Below are 16,689 nucleotides of genomic sequence, written 5' to 3' on the forward strand. Positions count from 1 at the left end.
CCCTCAAGGGCGGAACACCACCAACACACCACCACCCCCCCACCCACCAAAAAAGAAACCGCCCCCCCCCCCCCCCCCCCCCCCCCCCCCCCCCCCGCCCCCTTTCGCATGCCGTACGGACGCGCGGGTCAGGGCCTGGCGTGCTTGGCGGACTTCCCCGTCGTGCCCGTCCGCTCGGCCTTTTCCGTGTTTTCTGCCGTTCCGGCTTTTTCGGCTTTTTCGGCCTTCTCCGCGGCCTCGGCCGCCTCCATCTCCGCGATCACGTCGATCGGCGGCGGCGCCTTCACCAGGAAGATCCAGGTCAGGTACACCGACAGCAGGAACGGCGGGATGCCGAGCGCGACCTTGACCCAGCCGAGCTGCGTCGCGTTGCCCCACCAGTACAGCGGGAAGAGGATCGCCGACTTGGCCAGCAGGATCAGGCCCCAGGCCCAGCTCGCCTTGGTGTACGCGCGCAGCCGTCCGGGATTCCGCTTCCGCCAGGACAGGTTCTCCTTGAAGATCGGCCCGAGGATCAGGCCGAGCAGCGGGAAGCCCGCGGCGGCGGAGACCAGATACGCGACGGCCAGGCCGAGCGTGTAGAGCATGCCGGGCAGATAGAAGTTCTTCGCGTTGCCCGACATCATGGCGAAGACCGCGCCGAAGGCGACGCCGAAGACCCCGCTGAAGGCGTGCTTGAGGGTGTCCTTGCGGGCCAGCCGCGCCACGCCCATCAGCACCGACAGCGCGAGGGCGGCGATGGCCGAGCTCTTGAGGTCCTTGTTGACCGTGTAGATCGCGACGAAGACCAGGCCGGGCACGGTGGTCTCCACCATGCCGCGCAGCCCGCCGAAGGCGTCGAAGAGCGCGGCCTCGGTGACCGCCCGCGACTCGTCGGTGATCCCGCCCGCGGCCTCGCCGGTGACCTCGTCGGTCCCTGTACCGTCCGTGCTCCCGCCGGGCGGCCGGGAATCCGCGCGGACCGTCTGATCCGTGTTGTCGATCGACGCCACCTGTTACTCCTGTCCGACCGGACGCAGTTCGTACTTGGGGTTGAACAGCACCGGACGACCCCGGTTCATGGAGATCCGGCCGGAGGCGATGATCCGACGGCCGGGTTCGATACCGCTGATACTGCGGCGGCCGAGCCAGACCACGTCCAGCGCGGCGGACCCGTCGAAGAGTTCCGCCTCCAGCGCGGGCACACCGGCCCGGGGACGGAGGGTGACCGTACGCAGCGTACCGGTGACGGACACTATCTGGCGGTCGGAGCAGTCGCAGATCCTCGTGCAGCCGACGGCCAGGGCGTCCTTCTGCAGCTCCTCGGAGTGCAGCTCCTCCTGCGAGGAGGACAGGCGGTCGAGCATGCGGCGGAAACGTCCCGCGGGTCGGTCCGAACGGATGGCACCACTCATATTCCCCAGGGTACCGGCCAGTCAGAGCCCGGTCATTGCCCCGAAGGGGCGGCTCCGGGAGAGCCGGGTCACTGCCGGACCGGGTCGCCACCGGACCGGGTCGCCACCGGAAGCCCGGTCACTGCTCGAAGCGGTACCCCATGCCCGGTTCGGTGATGAAGTGCCGGGGGCGGGCCGGGTCGGCCTCCAGCTTGCGGCGCAGCTGCGCCATGTAGACCCGCAGGTAGTTGCTCTCGGTGCCGTAGGCGGGCCCCCAGACCTCCTGGAGGAGCTGCTTCTGGCTGACCAGCCGGCCGGGGCTGCGTACCAGCACCTCCAGCAGGTGCCACTCGGTCGGGGTGAGGCGTACGTCCGCGCCGTCCCTGTTGACCTTCTTCGCCGCCAGGTCGACGGTGAAGGACTCGGTCTCGATGACGGCGGCGTCGTCGTCGGGTCCGGTGGGCGTGGCGCGGCGGACCGCGGCGCGCAGCCGGGCCAGCAGCTCGTCCATGCCGAACGGCTTGGTGACGTAGTCGTCGGCGCCCGCGTCCAGCGCCTCCACCTTCTCGTCGGACGCCTGCCGGGCGGACAGCACGATGATCGGCACGCGGGTCCAGCCGCGCAGGCCGCGGATCACCTCGACGCCGTCCATGTCGGGCAGCCCGAGGTCGAGGACGACCACGTCGGGATGGCGGGCGGCGGCGACCCGCAGCGCGGTGGCGCCGTCGTGCGCGGCGTCGACCTCGTAGGCGCGGGCCCGCAGATTGATGACGAGGGCGCGGACGATCTGCGGCTCGTCGTCCACCACGAGCACCCGGTACATGTGCGTCCTCTTCTGTTCGCTCTTCTGTTCGCTCTTCTGTGCGATCTTCTGTGCGCTCTTCTGTTCGGTCATGAGACGGCCGTGGCGGGCCGGTCGGGAACGCCGGGCGCTGCGGGGGCCCCGTGCGCGGCGGGCAGCGTCAGCACCATCGTGAGGCCGCCGCCGGGTGTGTCCTCGGCGACCAGTGTCCCGCCCATCGCCTCGACGAAGCCGCGCGCCACCGCGAGGCCGAGGCCGACGCCGTTGCCGCGCGGCGCGTCCCCGTACCGCTGGAACGGCTCGAAGATGTGGTCCCTGGCGCTCTCGGGGACGCCGGGGCCGCGGTCGACCACGCGCAGTTCCACGCGGTGGCCGAGCGCGCTGGCGGCGACCAGCACCTTCTCGTCCTCCGGGCTGTACTTGACGGCGTTCTCGACGACGTTGGCGACGCTGCGCTCCAGCAGGCCGGGGTCGACGGCGACCATCGGGAGCGTTTCGGGGATGTCGAGGGTGACGCTCTGCTCGGGGACGCCGCCGAGCGCCATCGGCACCACCTCGTCCAGGTCGAGTTCGCGGATCAGCGGGGAGACGGTGCCGGTCTGGAGCCGTGACATGTCCAGGAGGTTGCCCACCAGGTGGTCCAGGCGGTCGGCGCCGTCCTCGATCCCGGCCAGCAGTTCCGCCTCGTCCTCCGGCGACCAGGCGACGTCCGCGGAGCGCAGCGAGGACACCGACGCCTTGATCCCGGCGAGCGGGGTGCGCAGGTCGTGCGAGACGGCGGCCAGCAGGGCCGTACGTATCCGGTTGCCCTCGGCAAGCTCCCTGGCTTTGGCCGCCTCGTCGGTCAGCCGCTTGCGGTCCAGCACCACGGCGGCCTGCGCGGCGAACGCGGACAGCACGCGGCGGTCGGAGGCGGGCAGGACGCGGCCGGTGAGCGCGAGGGTGAGCCGGTCGTTGACGGGCACCTCCACGTCGGCGTCCTCGGGCCGTACGCAGGGGGTGCTGCCGACGCTCGCGGCGCAGTGCCAGGCCGCGTGCTCGTCGTCCCGTTCCAGCAGCACCACGGCGTCCATGCCGAAGGTCTCCCTGACCCGTTCCAGCAGCGCTTCGAGCGAGCTCTCGCCGCGCAGGACGCTGCCCGCCAGGTACGACAGGATCTCGGCCTCCGCGCGCAGCCGCGCGGCCTGCTGGGTGCGGCGGGCGGCCAGGTCCACCACGGAGGCGACGGCGGCGCCGACGACGATGAAGATCGCGATGGCGATGATGTTCTCTGGCTGGGCGATGGTGAAGGAGTGCGTCGGCGGCGTGAAGTAGTAGTTGAGCAGCAGCGAGCCGACCAGGGCCGCGGCCAGCGCGGGCAGCAGTCCGCCGATCAGGGCCGCGGCGACCGTCATGGTCAGGAAGACCAGCATCTCGGTGGCCTGGCTCATGCCGGGGTGCCAGCGGGTGAGCAGCACCGCGAGCAGAACGGGGCCCGCGACGCCGGTCAGCCAGCCCGCCACGACCCTGGAGCGGCCGAGTTTCGCGCCCCGCGCGGAGGGCAGCCCGCGGCCCTTGGCGGCGTGCTCGTGGGTGACGATGTGGACGTCGATGTCGCCGGAGTCGCGGGCCACGGTGCTGCCGACGCCCGGCCCGAACACGTACTGCCACGCCTTGCGGCGGCTCGTGCCGAGCACGATCTGGGTGGCGTCGACGCCGCGCGCGAAGTCCAGCAGCGCGTCCGGCACGTCGTCGCCGATGACGTGGTGGAAGGATCCGCCCAGGTCCTCGACCAGGGCCCGCTGGACGGCCAGTTCCTTGGCAGAGCCGGACACCAGGCCGTCGCTGCGCACGATGTGCACGGCCAGGATCTCGCTGCCCGAGCCCTTGGCGGCCATCCTGGCCGCCCGGCGCAGCAGCGTGCGGCCCTCGGGGCCGCCGGTCAGGCCGACCACGATCCGCTCCCTGGCCTGCCACGCGGCCGATATCCGGTGGTCGGCCCGGTACTGCTGGAGGTATTCGTCGACCCGGTCCGCGGTCCACAGCAGCGCCAGCTCGCGCAGCGCGGTCAGATTGCCGGGGCGGAAGTAGTTGGACAGCGCCGCGTCGACCCGGTCGGGGGCGTAGATGTTGCCGTGCGCCATCCGGCGGCGCAGCGCCTGGGGCGACATGTCGACCAGCTCTATCTGGTCGGCCCTGCGCACCACCTCGTCCGGCACCGTCTCGCGCTGCTTCACCCCGGTGATGGACTCCACCACGTCACCGAGTGACTCCAGGTGCTGGATGTTGACGTTCGAGACCACGTGGATCCCGGCCTTCAGCAGCTCCTCGACGTCCTGCCACCGCTTCGCGTTCCGCGACCCCGGCACATTGGTGTGCGCCAGCTCGTCGACCAGCACCACCTCGGGCGCCCGCTCCAGCACCGCGTCCACGTCCATCTCCGTGAACACGGTCCCCCGGTAGTCGCTCTCCTTGCGCCGGATCTCCTCCAGGCCCGCCAGCATCACCTCGGTCCGCGGCCTCCTGTGGTGCTCCACGTACCCGACCACCACGTCCGTACCGCGCTCCGCACGCCGATGCGCCTCCGACAACATGGCGTAGGTCTTCCCCACACCAGGTGCCGCCCCCAGATAAATGCGCAGCTTCCCGCGTGCCATGTCTCCATCGTCCCGCTCCGCCGCCCCCTTCGCCCGGACGGCCCGGCAGGCGCACCCTCCGACTCTAGAACCGCGCAACGGGATATTCCGGGCGCGCGGCCACCGCCGGGGCGACCTTGACGGCGTCTTGACGCCCCGAGCGGGACCGGTCCGTTGCCGCGAGCGTGACCCGGAGAACGCTGCGCCGGGCGCGGACTTCGCGCCGTCGCGGCCCGTTCGCTCCCCCCGGGTCCCAAGACCGCCCGTCCCCCGGCCTGCCGGGCAAGGTTTCGGCAAGGGTTTGGCAAGCCTTCCGCCAGACGCCCGGGGCAAGCCGCTTCCTGCGGCCGGGCACCGGTCGCAGGAGAGAAGACTCACTTCGGGGGGTTTCACCCATGTCAGCGGTAGACGGGCTTACCGGCCCGGCCATACGCGATCCCGGACGGTGGTCCACACTGTCCGACTGCAAGCGAGTCCTGGTCGTGGTGCACACCGTGGTGTACGGGCAGCGGCTCAAGGACGTGTTCGAACTGCTCCGCTCCGATCTGCGGATCCACGTACGCTTCACCATCGCCCCGCACGCCTTCAACCCGGGTGTCGGCGCCTTCCTGACGGCGCTGGACGCCCAGGTGCTGCCCTGGTCCGAGGCGGTGACCGAGGAGTACGACCTGGTGCTGGCCGCGGGCTCCCAGGGCCTTGAACAGTTGCGCGGCCCCCTGCTGCGGATCCCGCACGGCGCGGGGCACATGAAGCTGTCCGGGCCGTCCGGCGCGGCTCGGCGGGGCGTCAGCGGTCTGGCCAGGGACTTCCTGATGATCGGCGACCGCGTGGTCCCGGCCGCGTACGCCCTCGCCCACCGAGACGACCTGGCGCTGCTGTCGCGGTCCTGCCCCGAGGCGCTGCCCATCGCCGAGGTGGTCGGGGACGCCTCGTACGACCGGATCGCGCGCAGCCTGGGGCGCCGGGACGAGTACCGCAGGGCGCTGGGCCTGCGGGACGGGGAGAAGCTGGTGCTGGTCTGTTCCACCTGGGGCCTCGGGTCGAGCTTCAACCGGCTGGAGGCACTGCTGCCGCGGGTGCTCGCCGACCTGGACCCGGCGGACGGCTTCCGTACGTATCTGCTGCTGCACCCCAACGCCTGGGCGGGCCACGGCGGATGGCAGGTGCGCGCGTGGCTGGCGGGCGACGGCCGGCAGGCCGTTCAGCCGATCGCGCCCGATGTCGACTGGCGTCCGCTGCTGGTCGCGGCGGACGCGGTGATCGGCGACCACGGCTCGCTGACGCTGTACGCGGCGATGTGCGACGTCCCGATCGTGATGGCCCGCTTTCCCGGTCAGGACGTCAATCCGCACTCGCCGGGAGCGGCGCTGGCGGCCCTCGCGCCGGCGATCTCCCTGACGCATTCGCTGTCGCGGCAGCTCCGTTACGCGCGCGACCACTACGACCGGCGCGCGTACCGCAGGATCGCCGCGCGGATCTCCTCGGAGCCGGGCCGCTTCAACGGTCGGATGCGGCGGTTGATGTACCGGCTGCTGGAGCTGGGCGAGCCCGCCCACGAGCCGGAGACGCGGGAACTGGATCTCCCCGACCCGCTGCCGCCGCCCGTGGCATCGGCCGAGGGCGGCGGGTCACCGTGAGCCGGGATTCCGGGCACGCCGTGCCGGGGTGCCGCGAGGTCCGGGTGGAACTGCTGGTGGGCGGTGACGGGGCGCCGTTCGGGGGCGCCTTCGCCGACGAGCACCTGAGCGTCCGCTGGGACGACGCCCGTTGCGTGCCCTGGCGGGACAGCGCCGACGTGCTGTGGCACGGTCTGCCGCTGCCCTCCCGGGCCGTCGCGCTCGCCTGGACGCGGCGGGTGTTCCGCCGTCATCCCGGCGTCCTGGCGGTCTGCGCGGGATACGGTGGCGGGGGCTCCGCGTGGCTCGCCGCCGTCACCGGCGCTCCCCCGCTGACGGTGTACGCGTCCGGGCCCCCGGGCGGGTGCGGGACGGTCGGCGGGGGCGCCCCCACGGCCGCCGTCGGGTCGCTCCTGCACGCGTGCGCCGCTGCCCGGCTGCCGCTGAACCGTCCACTGCTGGTCGCGGCGGCCTCACGAGGTCCCGGCGGGGCCGGCCGGTGGGCCGTTCACCTCGTGCCGGAGCCGACGGGCGGATCCGGCTCGGGTGCCGTACCCGGTCCGGCGTCCAGCTCCGCAATCCGGGCCGTGACCCGGTCCGTGTCGGAGGCCCCGACGCTCTCGTAGAGCGCGACCGACCGCTCGTACGCACGCCTCGCGTCGTCCGGGCGGTCGGCCCGCTGAAGGACCACACCGAGCATGTCCAGGCTGTACGCCTCCCAGTGCACCGAACCGCGCGCCTCGAATTCCGCGGCTGCCTGCCGCAGACAGGTCTCGGCCTCACCGGTCCTGCCCGCCTCCCCGAGCGCGCGGCCGAGCAGCGCCAGCGCCCGGTTCGCCTCGTACGCGTCGGGCAGTGCCAGCAGGTCGGCCCGCGCCTGGCGCAGCGCCGCGACGGCGGCTTCCGGACGGCCGGCCAGCCGGGCGGTGTCGCCGAGGGACATCCGGGAGAGCGCGGCGCCGCGCACGTAGCCGATCTCCTCGCGCAGCCGCAGGGCCCGGCCGAACCAGTCCGCCGCTTCGTCGAGCCGCCGGGCGTAGTGGTGGGACTGGCCGAGGCCGTGGAGTGCCTGGGCCTCGCCGAGCCGGTCCCCCGCCGACCGCGCCAGGTCGAGCGCCTGGCCGAACCACACGATCGCCTCGTCCGTGGCACCGGAGTCGCACAGACCGGTGGCACCGGAGGTCAGCATCCGCAGTTCGCCCGGCGTGTGCCCGGCGCGGCGGGCCGCCTCCAGGCCGAGGCGGTGCGCCTCGACCCACAGCGCGTAGGGCCTGAGCCGCAGCCACAGCGGCCACAGCGCGTCCACCAGTTGCCAGCACAGGCCGTCCCAGCCGCGCGCGGCGGACAGCCGCACCGCCGTCATGAGGTGGTGCTGCTCGGCCGCCAGCCAGGCGAGCGCCCGCTTCTCCTCGGTGAAGGCGTGGGCCCGGTCGGGGGACAGCGCCGGGTAGTCGCGGTCCAAGGTGCGGTGGGACGGGCTGATCAGCTCCTCCGCGGCCGTCGCCGTCGCCAGGTACCACTCCAGCGCCCGGCGTACGGCGGCCGTACGGACCGGCTCCGCGTCGCGCGCCTCCGCGAGGCCGCGGGCGTGCAGGCGCACCAGGTCGTGGAAGCGGTGCCGTCCGCCCGCCGCCTCCTCCAACAGGCTGGCCTCGGCCAGCGTTTCCAGCAGCCGGTCGGCGACGGCCTCGCCGCGGCCGGTCGCGGCGGCGGCCAGCGGCAGGCCCACGTCGGCGAAGGGCAGTACGCCCAGCAGCCGGTACAACGCGGCGGCGTCCTCCGGCAGCAGGCGGTAGGACGCGTCGAGGGCGCTCTGCACAGCGGCTTCTTCTCCGATCCGCAGTTCCGCGAGGCTCTGCTCCCCGCGGTCGAGGGCTTCGGCCGTCGCCGCCAGCGGCTGGCCGGGGCGGGCCGCCATCCGCGCGGCGGCGACGCAGACGGCCAGGGCCAGGCCGCCGCAGGAGTCGATCACCCGGCGCACGGCCGCGGGCTCCGCCTCGGTCCGCAGGACGCCCACCCGCTGGGCGAGGATGTCCGCGGACGCCTCGGCGTCCAGCACCCCGACCGGGTGGAAGACCGCGCCCTCCAGCCCGAGACCGGTCAGCCTCCGCCTGCTGGTGACGACCACGACGCTCTGCTCGGAGCCCGGCAGCAGCGGCCTGACCTGGGCGGCGGAGATGGCGTTGTCGAGCATGAGGAGCAGGCGGCGGCTCGCGGTGACGGACCGCCACAGGGAGGCGAGTTCGGCCGGGTCGCCGGGGATCGCCGTCATCCCGAAGGCGCGCAGGAACATGCCCAGTGCCTCGGGAGGCGCCGCCGGGCCCTCTGGGGCGTGCCCCCGCAGGTCGACGTAGATCTGCCCGTCGGGGAAGTCCGCGGCGACGCTGCGCAGCCAGTACGCGGCCAGGGCCGTCTTGCCCACTCCCGCAGGCCCGTTGACGACGGCGACCAGGGGACCCGCGCGGAATTCGCCGTGCAGCATGGCGTCGAGGTCCGCCAACTCCCGTGTCCTGCCGGACAGACGGCGAGGGGCGGGGATCAACTGCCGCGGAGTCGGCAACGCCACGGGCGCCGGAGCGGCGTGCCAGTGGACGTCGCCGATGGTGTGTCCCTGGACGACGCCTCCCCGGTGGTCGCCGCCGGTGACGGTGTTGACCAGGCGGTCGGCGGGCGGGGCGTGCGGCGCGTCGACCGCTGGGGGACCGGGGTGCCGGGGGCCGGCGGTGCCGGTGCTGTCGGCGGCCGTCGACGCGATCCACCGCGCCAGGCGTCGGCGGAACGTGTCGCTGACGGCCGCGGCGGCGCTCAGCGTCCGCGCCGGATCGGCGGGGTCGGCCGGGGACGTCCCGTCGAGCGCGGTGGCGCTCTCCGCCGCGAGCAGGTCAACGGCCTCCCGCAGCAGTTCCTCCGCCGTCGTCCGCCCCGCCGCGTCCGCCCGCCGCAGCGCGGCCTCGACGTCCCCGCGACCGATCGCCTCCACAGCCGCTCTCCCCCGCTCTGCCGTCGGGCCGCGCGCAAACGCGGCCCTGCTGTCCCGCCGTCCGATGCCCGTGCTCGGTACTCCGTGCGCCTACGCCTCCTTCGGCCACCAGCCGGAGCCGTCCTGGTCGTCGCGGGCCAGGGAGCGCCTGATCCGGTCCGCCTCCAGCGGATTCAGCGGTTCGAAAAGGGCCAGGGCGTGCCGCCACAGCGCGCGGGCCTCCTCCGCCCGTCCCTCGTCCCACAGCAGCCGGGCCAGTACGTCGGTGGCCAGCGCCTCCTCCTCGGGTGCCTGAATGCGCCGGGCGAGGGCCGCCGCGGCCTCCAAATGCATCCGGGCCTCGGGGAATTCACCGAGGGCGCGCTCCACGGTTCCGGTGCCGCGCAGAGCCGCGGCCTCTTCGTGACTGGCGCCGATCCCCCGGGCCAGACGCAGCGCGTCCTCGTGGTGGGCCTTCGCCTCCTGCCACAGGCCCGCGCCCAGCAGCACCTTGCCGAGCACATTGAGGGCGTGCGCCTCGTGCCGTACGCCCCCGGTGCGGCGGAAGGTGGTGAGGGCCGTCCTGCCCAGTTCCAGGGCCGCTTCCGGGTCGCCCAACTCCCCCAGTGCGACGGCCAGATTGGTCCTGATCACCGCCCGGTCGGTCTCGCTGAGCACGACCGCCCCGATCGCCAGGGCCTCCTTGAAGCAGGCACGGGCCGAGTCCGTGTCCCCGGTCCTGAGGTGGAATTCGGCCAGGTTGTTCACGAAGGTCGCCTGGAGTTCGACGTCACCGGCCTCGCGCACCGCCGCCAGCGCGGCGGTGAAGTTCTCCAGAGCGCCGCGATAGTCGCCCATGGAGAGGTGCACGATGCCGACGTTGTTCAGACTCCTGCCGCAGCCGCGGATGTCACCGGAGCGGCGCCGCAGCTCCAGGCACTCCTGGTGCAGCACCAGGCCCGCGTCGTATTCGCCGACATGCCATTGCAGGACGCCGAGTTGCCCGAGCGCCTCCGCCGTCACGACGTCGTCCTCGCAGCCGCGGGCCAGGGCGAGGGCGCGCTCGACGGCCTCGGCCGACTGCGGGTAGCGGCTCACGCGGGCGTGGGCGGTGGCCAGGTCGAGCAGCGCGCGGGCCTCCGCCCGCGGATGGTCGGCGGCCCGCCAGTGCGCGGCGGCGGCCTCGTGCATGGTCACGCCTTCCCGCCAGTAGCCCTCGGAGTCCGCCAGTTCGCCCAACGCGTGGGCCAGTTGAGCCGCCTGCCGGACGTGTCCCTGCTGGCGGAGGCCGCGTTCGACCGTCAGCGCGCCTTCGAGTTCGGCGCCGAGCCAGGTGCGGGCCGCGGCGGCGTCCGCCATACGGGGGACGCTCACCCGTCCCTGGGGTGCGAGTTGTCCCAGCCGGTTGCGGTGCGGGTGCAGCAGCCGGTCGGCGCGGTCGGCGGCCCGTAGCGCGTAGCCGCCCAACCGCCGCAGGGCCGCGTCACGTTCCTCCGCCGGCTCCTCCAGCCCCGCCAGCGTGGCGGCGAATTCGCCGAGCAGGTCGTGGAAGCGGTACCGCTCCGTCCGGGGCTCCTGGAGCAGGCAGTACTCGAGCAGGTCCTCGATGAGGCGTTCGGTGCGGTCCAGCGGTTCGCCGATGACCGCGGCGGCGGCGTACAGGCCGAAGTCGGGCCCGGGGTGCAGGCTGAGCCTGCGGAAGGCGGAGCGCTGCTCGGGGGTGAGCGCGTGGTACGACATCTCGAAGGCGACGGCCACTTCGCGGTATCCGTCGCGCAGTTCCTGGAGTCTGCCGGGGCTGCGGGACAGCCGCTCCATCAGATGGTCCAGGTCCCAGGAGGGTCTGGCCTTGAATCTGCTGGCCGTGATCTCGACGGCCAGCGGGAGCAGACCGCAGCGGGTCACGATGTCGGCGATCCGGTCGGTGTCCGTGGCGCGCTCCGGCCCGACCAGCCGCTGGAAGAGGCCGACGGCGTCGTCGAGCGGCAGCACGTCCACGAACAGCGGGTGGGCGGCGGGCAGTTCGACCAGCCGGTGCCTGCTGGTGATCAGCACGAGCGAGGGTGAGCCGTCGGGCAGCAGCGGGAGCACCTGCCGTGTGCCGGCGGCGTCGTCCAGCACGATGACCGCGCGCTTTCCCGCCACGAGCGTCTGCCACTGCGCGGTGCGCGCCTGGAGGTCGGGGCGGATCTCCTGCGGCGGTACCTCGAAGCCCCGCAGCAGTGCGGCCAGCGCCTCCTCGGTGGTCAACGGCGACTGGGCGACGGAGTGTCCGCGAAGGTCCACGAAGACCGAGCCGTCGGGGAAGCTGTCGCCGAGCCGGTGGGCCGCGTGCAGGGCGAGGGTGCTCTTGCCGACGCCCGCCATGCCGGAGATGGCCTCGATGGCGATGACCCAGCCCGAGCCGCCCGACCGGTGCCCGGCCCGTAAGAGACGGCTGATCTCCTGTTCCCGGCCAACCAACTCCTGCCTGCGGCTGGGCAGATGGCGCGGCGCGGCCCGTACCGGCGGCGCGGTCACCTCGACGGGCTCGGCCGTCGGCGGCGCCGAGGGCCGCGGCGCGGGCGGGCGCAGGCCGGGGATGAGGTCGGGGAGCGCGGCCCGGCGCAGGATCTGTCCGTGCACCCGTGCCAAGGGCTCGCCCGGCTCGCTGCCGAGCTGGGCGCGGAAGAGGGTGCGGGCCCGCTGGTAGACGGCCAGCGACTCGGCATGCCGCCCGACCGCGTAGAGGGCGACCATCAACTGCCGTGCCAGGGTCTCGTCCAGCGGATGACGGCCCGTCAGCTCCGATACCTCGGAGACGACATCGGCGAAGTGCCCGAGCCGTAGGCGCAGCGCCAGCCGGGTGTGCACCGTGGCGAGCCGCCGCTCGGCCATCATGTCCCGCGCCGACTGCGGCCAGATTCCCGGCAGTCCCGCCAGCGCCTCACCGATCCACAGCCCCTCGGCCGCGTCCAGGCCGTCCAGCGCCCGTGTGTCCTCCCCCGCTCGCGCGGCGACCGCCGCCTCCCGCGACAGCCGCACGAACCGGTGCCAGTCGACGCTCTCCGACTCCGCTTCCAGCGTGTACGTGTGCGCCCGCAGGGTGATCACCGCGGGCGGCTTGGAGCGCTGGGCCGTCGCCGCGCCGACCGTGCGCAGGGCGTGCCGCAGCCGCGAGATGTACGTGTGGAGGTTGGCGCGGGCCGTCTTGGGCGGTTCGTCGTCCCACAGCCGCCCGACGAGGACGTCCTGACTGACCGGGCGGCCGACGTCGAGAGCGAGCGACGCGAGCAGACAGCGTTCTCTGTCCGAACCGAGCCGTACGACCGAGCCTCGCGCCGATAACTCGACCGCGCCAAGAAGATGAACCTCCATCGTTGCCCCTCCGGCCGATGGGCACGCTCTGAAGAGTGAGCATGACACGACGGTGCGTCACGGGGCCATACCACCTCCGCGCTCACGCACGCGGGAAATCCCCGAAGGTTCGCTCGCGCGACGGCGCCTTCTGCTAGGTGCGGCCGGGCCGCGACGGGTTCACGCATCGCGTGCAGTTTTGCATATGCCTGAAGCAGGTGCCAATGACATATGTCCAAGATCAGCGCATTGGCCCTAGCTTGCGCGGTTGATGATCGTTCGGGCAGTCTCTCCCGCTGTACCTCAGCACCCTCATTTCTTCAACAGAACGAGGAACAAAGAGACATGAAGCAGTCACTTGCCGCCAAGGTCGTCGGCGTTGTGTGCGGTGTGGTCGCCTTCGCGGCCTTCGCCTCCATTTGCATCCCGTCCGTCATAGGCGGTTCGTCGGCCATGTTCTGACGGTCGACGCGCCCGCACGGCGCACACAGCGCGGCCCGCCCCGGCAGGTGCAGGGGCGGGCCGCGGCGCGTTGCGAGGGGGACGGGGGGCTACGGCGGGCTCTGGAGGGTGAAGGGGGCGCCTTCGGGGTCGGTGAGGGTGGCGGTGCGGCCGTGGGGGGACGGGTGGGCGGGGTGGATGACGTGGCCGCCGAGGGCCGTGACGCGGGCGGCGGCGTCATCGACGTCCGCCACGGCGAAGTGGGTCGTCCAGTGGGCCCCTCGGTCGCGCGGGACGCGGGAGCCGACGCCGTGGATCGCGGCGACGGGGTGGCCGCCGACGCGGAGCAGGACGTCGTCGGAGTCGGAAGCGGCGTCTTCGGCCTCGAGACCGAAGACGGCCTCGTAGAACTTGCCGACGAGCGACGCGTCCCGCGTCACCAACTCGCTCCAGGCGAGGGTGCCGGGCTCGCCGGTGGCCTCGGCGCCGCCGAGGAGTCCGCCCTGCCAGACGCCGAAGACGGCGCCCGAGGGGTCGACGGCGAGGGCGAGCCGTCCTTCGTCGTTGACCTGGAGGGGGCCGATGCCGACGGTGCCCCCGCATTCGCGGACCAGTTCCGCGGTCTCGTCGACGTCGTCGGAGGCGAGCATCGTGGTCCAGGCGACCGGCCGGTGCGGCTCGGGCGCCCCCTCGCCGATACCCGCGATGCGGCGGCCGTCCAGCTCGGCGAGGGCGTACGTGCCCAGTTGGGGCGGTCCCGGTACGAACTCCCAGCCGAACAGCGCGCCGTAGAAACTGCGCGCAAGGTCGGCCCGGTGCGCCATGAGGCTGACCCAGCAAGGGGTGCCAGGTGGGCGACGGTTCGGTACCTCGGTCATGGCTACGGTCTCCTGGCGGGCAGCCGGCACGGCGTGCCCCGCCGGTCGGGAATGGTGTGGCACAGCCGATCGTCGCACCACCCGGAGCGGCGCGCGCCGTGACCGCGCCGCATTCATCACCCTGGTGCCGCGCGGCAACCGAAATGTCATGTCGCTTCCGTTTCGCGGCCGTTGCCGTACGGTGTCCCGCCGTACGGCGGCTACGACCGGTCGACCACAATGTGCGTATGGAACCCCTCATCTCCGTGACCGAACTCGCTTCCGCCGCAGAGCGGGACGGCGTCACCGTCCTCGATGTGCGCTGGCAGCTCGGCGGCCCTCCCGGCCACCCCGCCTACCTCGAAGGCCACGTACCCGGCGCAAGGTACGTCGACCTGGACGCCGAACTGGCCGGGCCCGCCGGGGCCCGCGGACGGCACCCGCTGCCCGACCCCGAGGAGTTCGGCGCCGCCATGCGCCGGGCCGGGGTGAGCGGCGACCGGGACGTCGTCGTGTACGACAATTGGCAGGGCTGGGGCGCGGCCCGCGCCTGGTGGCTGCTGCGCTGGGCCGGGCACACCCGCGTGCGCGTCCTCGACGGCGGCCTCGCGGCCTGGACCGCGGCCGGACACCCGCTGAGCCGGGACGAACCCGCGGGGGGCACGGGGGACTTCGTGCCCGCGACCGGCGCCCTGCCACTGCTCGACGCGGCCGGGGCGGCCGACCTCGCCCGCCGCGGGGTGCTCCTCGACGCCCGCGCGCCCGAGCGCTACCGCGGCGACTCGGAGCCGATCGACCGCGTCGGCGGCCACATCCCCGGCGCCGTCAACGCACCCACCACGCAGAACACCGGCGCCGACGGCCGGTTCCTGCCCGCCGCCGAACTCACCGACCGCTTCACCGGGTTGGGCGCAGGGCCGGACGCCGAAGTGGGCGTCTACTGCGGCTCGGGGGTCTCCGGCGCCCACGAGGTCCTCGCCCTCGCCGCGGCCGGGATCACGGCCGCGCTCTACGTCGGCTCCTGGAGCGAATGGTCCGCCGACCCGGCCAACCCGGTCGCCACCGGCCCCCAGCCGGGCTGACCCCAGCGACACCCCCTACCAGGCCCGGGCAGGACCCCGTACCGGCCGCACGCGAACCCGGTAACGCGCGAGCCGCCGCACAACGCGTCAGGGGCAGCCACCAAGGTGGCTGCCCCTGACGGCCGTCGGCTCCCGGTCTGTCCAAGCCGCGCGCCACCCGCGCTACTCCTGCTTCTTGCGCCTGCTCCCGAACACGATCTCGTCCCAACTCGGCACCGTGGCCCGGCGTCCGGGGCGGACCCCGTCGGCCTCGGCCTGGCGGTCGGTGGTGCCGACCAGACGGTCGCGGTGACCGGCGACGGCGCGCGGCATCAGGACGTCGGCGTAGGCGGACCCGGCGCTGGCGGCCGGAGCCGCCTCTTCCTCGGTCTCCTCCTCCGGCTCCACGGCGGGCACGACGTCCGGAGGACCCGGCGGGCCCGGCGGAGGCGCGGGCACGACCATGTCGCCGCGGAAGTTGGGCACCGCTTCGAGCAGGCTGGTCAGCGAGTCGCGCTCCTCCGGCTCCGGCCGGTCCTCGGCACGGGCCTCGCGGTCGGCGCGGTCCGGCCGGTCGGGCCGTTCCAACTGCCGGTCGAGGGCCCGGTCGAGAGGCCGGTCGCGCGGCAGGCGGGCGATCCTGGGCACGAAGGGGAAGCTCGGTTCCTTCGTGCTCTCCTGCTGCGCGGCGTTCTCACCGATCAGCGCCCTGGCCTCGTCGTCGACGGCCGCGACCAGGCGGCGCGGCGGGTCGTAGGTCCAGCTCGCGGTGTGCGGTTCACCGGCCACCCGGTAGACCAGGAGGACTTCCCACGTGCCGTCGTCGCGGCGCCAGGAGTCCCACAGGACGGTGTCCTTCTCCGCGCCGCGCAGCAACAGCCGCTCGGCGACGGCCTCGCCGAGCTGGGGCCCGGTGCTCTCGCCCTGGCGGCGTACGGGCGTCTTCCTGGCCCGCTCGGCCATGAAGGCGCGCTCGGCCAGGACGGGACCCTCGAAGCGCCGTACGCGCTCGACCGGGATGCCGGCCATCGACGCGACCTCTTCCGCCGACGCACCCGCACGTATACGTGCCTGGATGTCGCGGGGCCGCAGATGGCTCTCGACCTCGATCTCGATCTGTCCGAGACGGGCCCGGTCGTTGCGGACGGCGGCGCGCAGCCGTTCGTCGATGGGGAGTGTGTATTCCGTGCTGTCGGCAGCCTTGAGCACCAGTCGTGTGCCGTCATTGCTGACGGCCACAACCCGCAGTTCGGGCACGGTTACCTCCCGGGTGGTGCCTGCCGACGTCACGTGCGTCGCTGCTCCCGTTGGACGAGTGTGGCCTGCCCGGGTGCAGCGTGCCACAACCTTGCAGAGTTACCCGGCGTGTCGGGGTGACACGGTGACACGCCGTTATGGGACGGTGGTCGATTGGCCACTCAGCGTGACCGATCGCGGCACCCCGGGACGAGTGCCGTCGGGCTCCCCTCCCGCCGTTCCGGACCAGCTACCGACCACCCGGACGGGCAACCGGGAGCCAGGATTCGCCACGGTACTCCATTTGGGCCAGCGGGGTGGGCTGCCGCGCCGTCGAATCTGGGCCAGGAGCGCGGGAGTTGAGTGGCACGGCTCACACGAAAGGGTTGCGCG

At 73.3% G+C, this 16,689-nt stretch carries 11 protein-coding genes; 3 read left to right on the forward strand and 8 right to left on the reverse strand.

Annotated features, from left to right (window positions below):
* Positions 1 to 128: 128 nt before the first annotated feature.
* The 4 genes from ACZ37P_RS13640 to ACZ37P_RS13655 all read right to left on the reverse strand — a co-directional run bounded on the left by ACZ37P_RS13640 (position 129) and on the right by ACZ37P_RS13655 (position 4,811).
* Complete coding sequence (locus ACZ37P_RS13640; protein WP_467346569.1) at positions 129 to 881, reverse strand: DUF3159 domain-containing protein; 753 nt, start codon at positions 879 to 881, stop codon at positions 129 to 131.
* A gap of 114 nt (positions 882 to 995) precedes the next feature.
* The gene (locus tag ACZ37P_RS13645) at positions 996 to 1,394 is read right to left on the reverse strand and encodes an OB-fold nucleic acid binding domain-containing protein (RefSeq protein ID WP_188282613.1); all 399 of its coding nucleotides are present in this window, start codon (positions 1,392 to 1,394) and stop codon (positions 996 to 998) included.
* 118 nt (positions 1,395 to 1,512) lie between these two features.
* Entirely contained in the window at positions 1,513 to 2,196 is a 684-nt protein-coding gene (locus ACZ37P_RS13650; protein WP_188282663.1) for a response regulator, read from the reverse strand.
* A 68-nt stretch (positions 2,197 to 2,264) separates the two neighbouring features.
* Positions 2,265 to 4,811: a DUF4118 domain-containing protein gene (locus tag ACZ37P_RS13655; RefSeq protein ID WP_467346518.1), complete on the reverse strand. Its 2,547-nt coding sequence runs from the start codon at positions 4,809 to 4,811 to the stop codon at positions 2,265 to 2,267.
* Positions 4,812 to 5,185: 374 nt separating this feature from the next.
* Here ACZ37P_RS13655 and ACZ37P_RS13660 point away from each other — a divergent pair, with 374 nt between their 5' ends.
* Together ACZ37P_RS13660 and ACZ37P_RS13665 are read left to right on the forward strand one after the other, a co-directional pair.
* Positions 5,186 to 6,427: a hypothetical protein gene (locus tag ACZ37P_RS13660; protein WP_355338500.1), complete on the forward strand. Its 1,242-nt coding sequence runs from the start codon at positions 5,186 to 5,188 to the stop codon at positions 6,425 to 6,427.
* On the forward strand, positions 6,424 to 7,032 hold the full coding sequence (locus ACZ37P_RS13665) for a hypothetical protein (protein ID WP_467346520.1): 609 nt from the start codon (positions 6,424 to 6,426) through the stop codon (positions 7,030 to 7,032). The genes ACZ37P_RS13660 and ACZ37P_RS13665 overlap by 4 nt, the downstream gene beginning before the upstream one ends.
* Here ACZ37P_RS13665 and ACZ37P_RS13670 read toward each other — a convergent pair.
* The 3 genes from ACZ37P_RS13670 to ACZ37P_RS13680 all read right to left on the reverse strand — a co-directional run bounded on the left by ACZ37P_RS13670 (position 6,915) and on the right by ACZ37P_RS13680 (position 14,020).
* Complete coding sequence (locus ACZ37P_RS13670) at positions 6,915 to 9,386, reverse strand: ATP-binding protein (protein WP_467346522.1); 2,472 nt, start codon at positions 9,384 to 9,386, stop codon at positions 6,915 to 6,917. The two genes, ACZ37P_RS13665 and ACZ37P_RS13670, sit on opposite strands and share 118 nt — an antisense overlap.
* Positions 9,387 to 9,476: 90 nt before the next feature.
* A complete protein-coding gene (locus tag ACZ37P_RS13675) occupies positions 9,477 to 12,722 on the reverse strand; it encodes an AfsR/SARP family transcriptional regulator (protein ID WP_467346524.1) in 3,246 nt (1,081 codons plus the stop codon).
* A 530-nt stretch (positions 12,723 to 13,252) separates the two neighbouring features.
* Positions 13,253 to 14,020, reverse strand: coding sequence for a VOC family protein (locus tag ACZ37P_RS13680; RefSeq protein WP_391163847.1), 768 nt, complete (start codon positions 14,018 to 14,020; stop codon positions 13,253 to 13,255).
* A gap of 227 nt (positions 14,021 to 14,247) precedes the next feature.
* On the opposite strand from ACZ37P_RS13680, the gene ACZ37P_RS13685 reads away from it, so the two are divergent.
* Complete coding sequence (locus ACZ37P_RS13685) at positions 14,248 to 15,081, forward strand: sulfurtransferase (RefSeq protein WP_467346526.1); 834 nt, start codon at positions 14,248 to 14,250, stop codon at positions 15,079 to 15,081.
* Positions 15,082 to 15,243: 162 nt separating this feature from the next.
* Here the strand turns inward: ACZ37P_RS13685 and sepH are convergent, their stop codons facing one another.
* Positions 15,244 to 16,350, reverse strand: coding sequence for a septation protein SepH (sepH, locus tag ACZ37P_RS13690; protein WP_467346527.1), 1,107 nt, complete (start codon positions 16,348 to 16,350; stop codon positions 15,244 to 15,246).
* Positions 16,351 to 16,689: the final 339 nt, after the last annotated feature.

The sequence above is a fragment of the Streptomyces sp. NPDC024632 genome (assembly GCF_055559175.1).

Excerpts from the sequence above, each read along its gene's own strand:
- ACZ37P_RS13650 (WP_188282663.1), bottom strand. The coding sequence starts at position 2,196 with ATGTACCGGGTGCTCGTGGTGGACGACGAGCCGCAGATCGTCCGCGCC.
- ACZ37P_RS13645 (WP_188282613.1), bottom strand. The coding sequence starts at position 1,394 with ATGAGTGGTGCCATCCGTTCGGACCGACCCGCGGGACGTTTCCGCCGC.
- ACZ37P_RS13680 (WP_391163847.1), bottom strand. The coding sequence starts at position 14,020 with ATGACCGAGGTACCGAACCGTCGCCCACCTGGCACCCCTTGCTGGGTC.
- ACZ37P_RS13655 (WP_467346518.1), bottom strand. The coding sequence starts at position 4,811 with ATGGCACGCGGGAAGCTGCGCATTTATCTGGGGGCGGCACCTGGTGTG.
- ACZ37P_RS13660 (WP_355338500.1), top strand. The coding sequence starts at position 5,186 with ATGTCAGCGGTAGACGGGCTTACCGGCCCGGCCATACGCGATCCCGGA.
- ACZ37P_RS13675 (WP_467346524.1), bottom strand. The coding sequence starts at position 12,722 with ATGGAGGTTCATCTTCTTGGCGCGGTCGAGTTATCGGCGCGAGGCTCG.
- ACZ37P_RS13685 (WP_467346526.1), top strand. The coding sequence starts at position 14,248 with ATGGAACCCCTCATCTCCGTGACCGAACTCGCTTCCGCCGCAGAGCGG.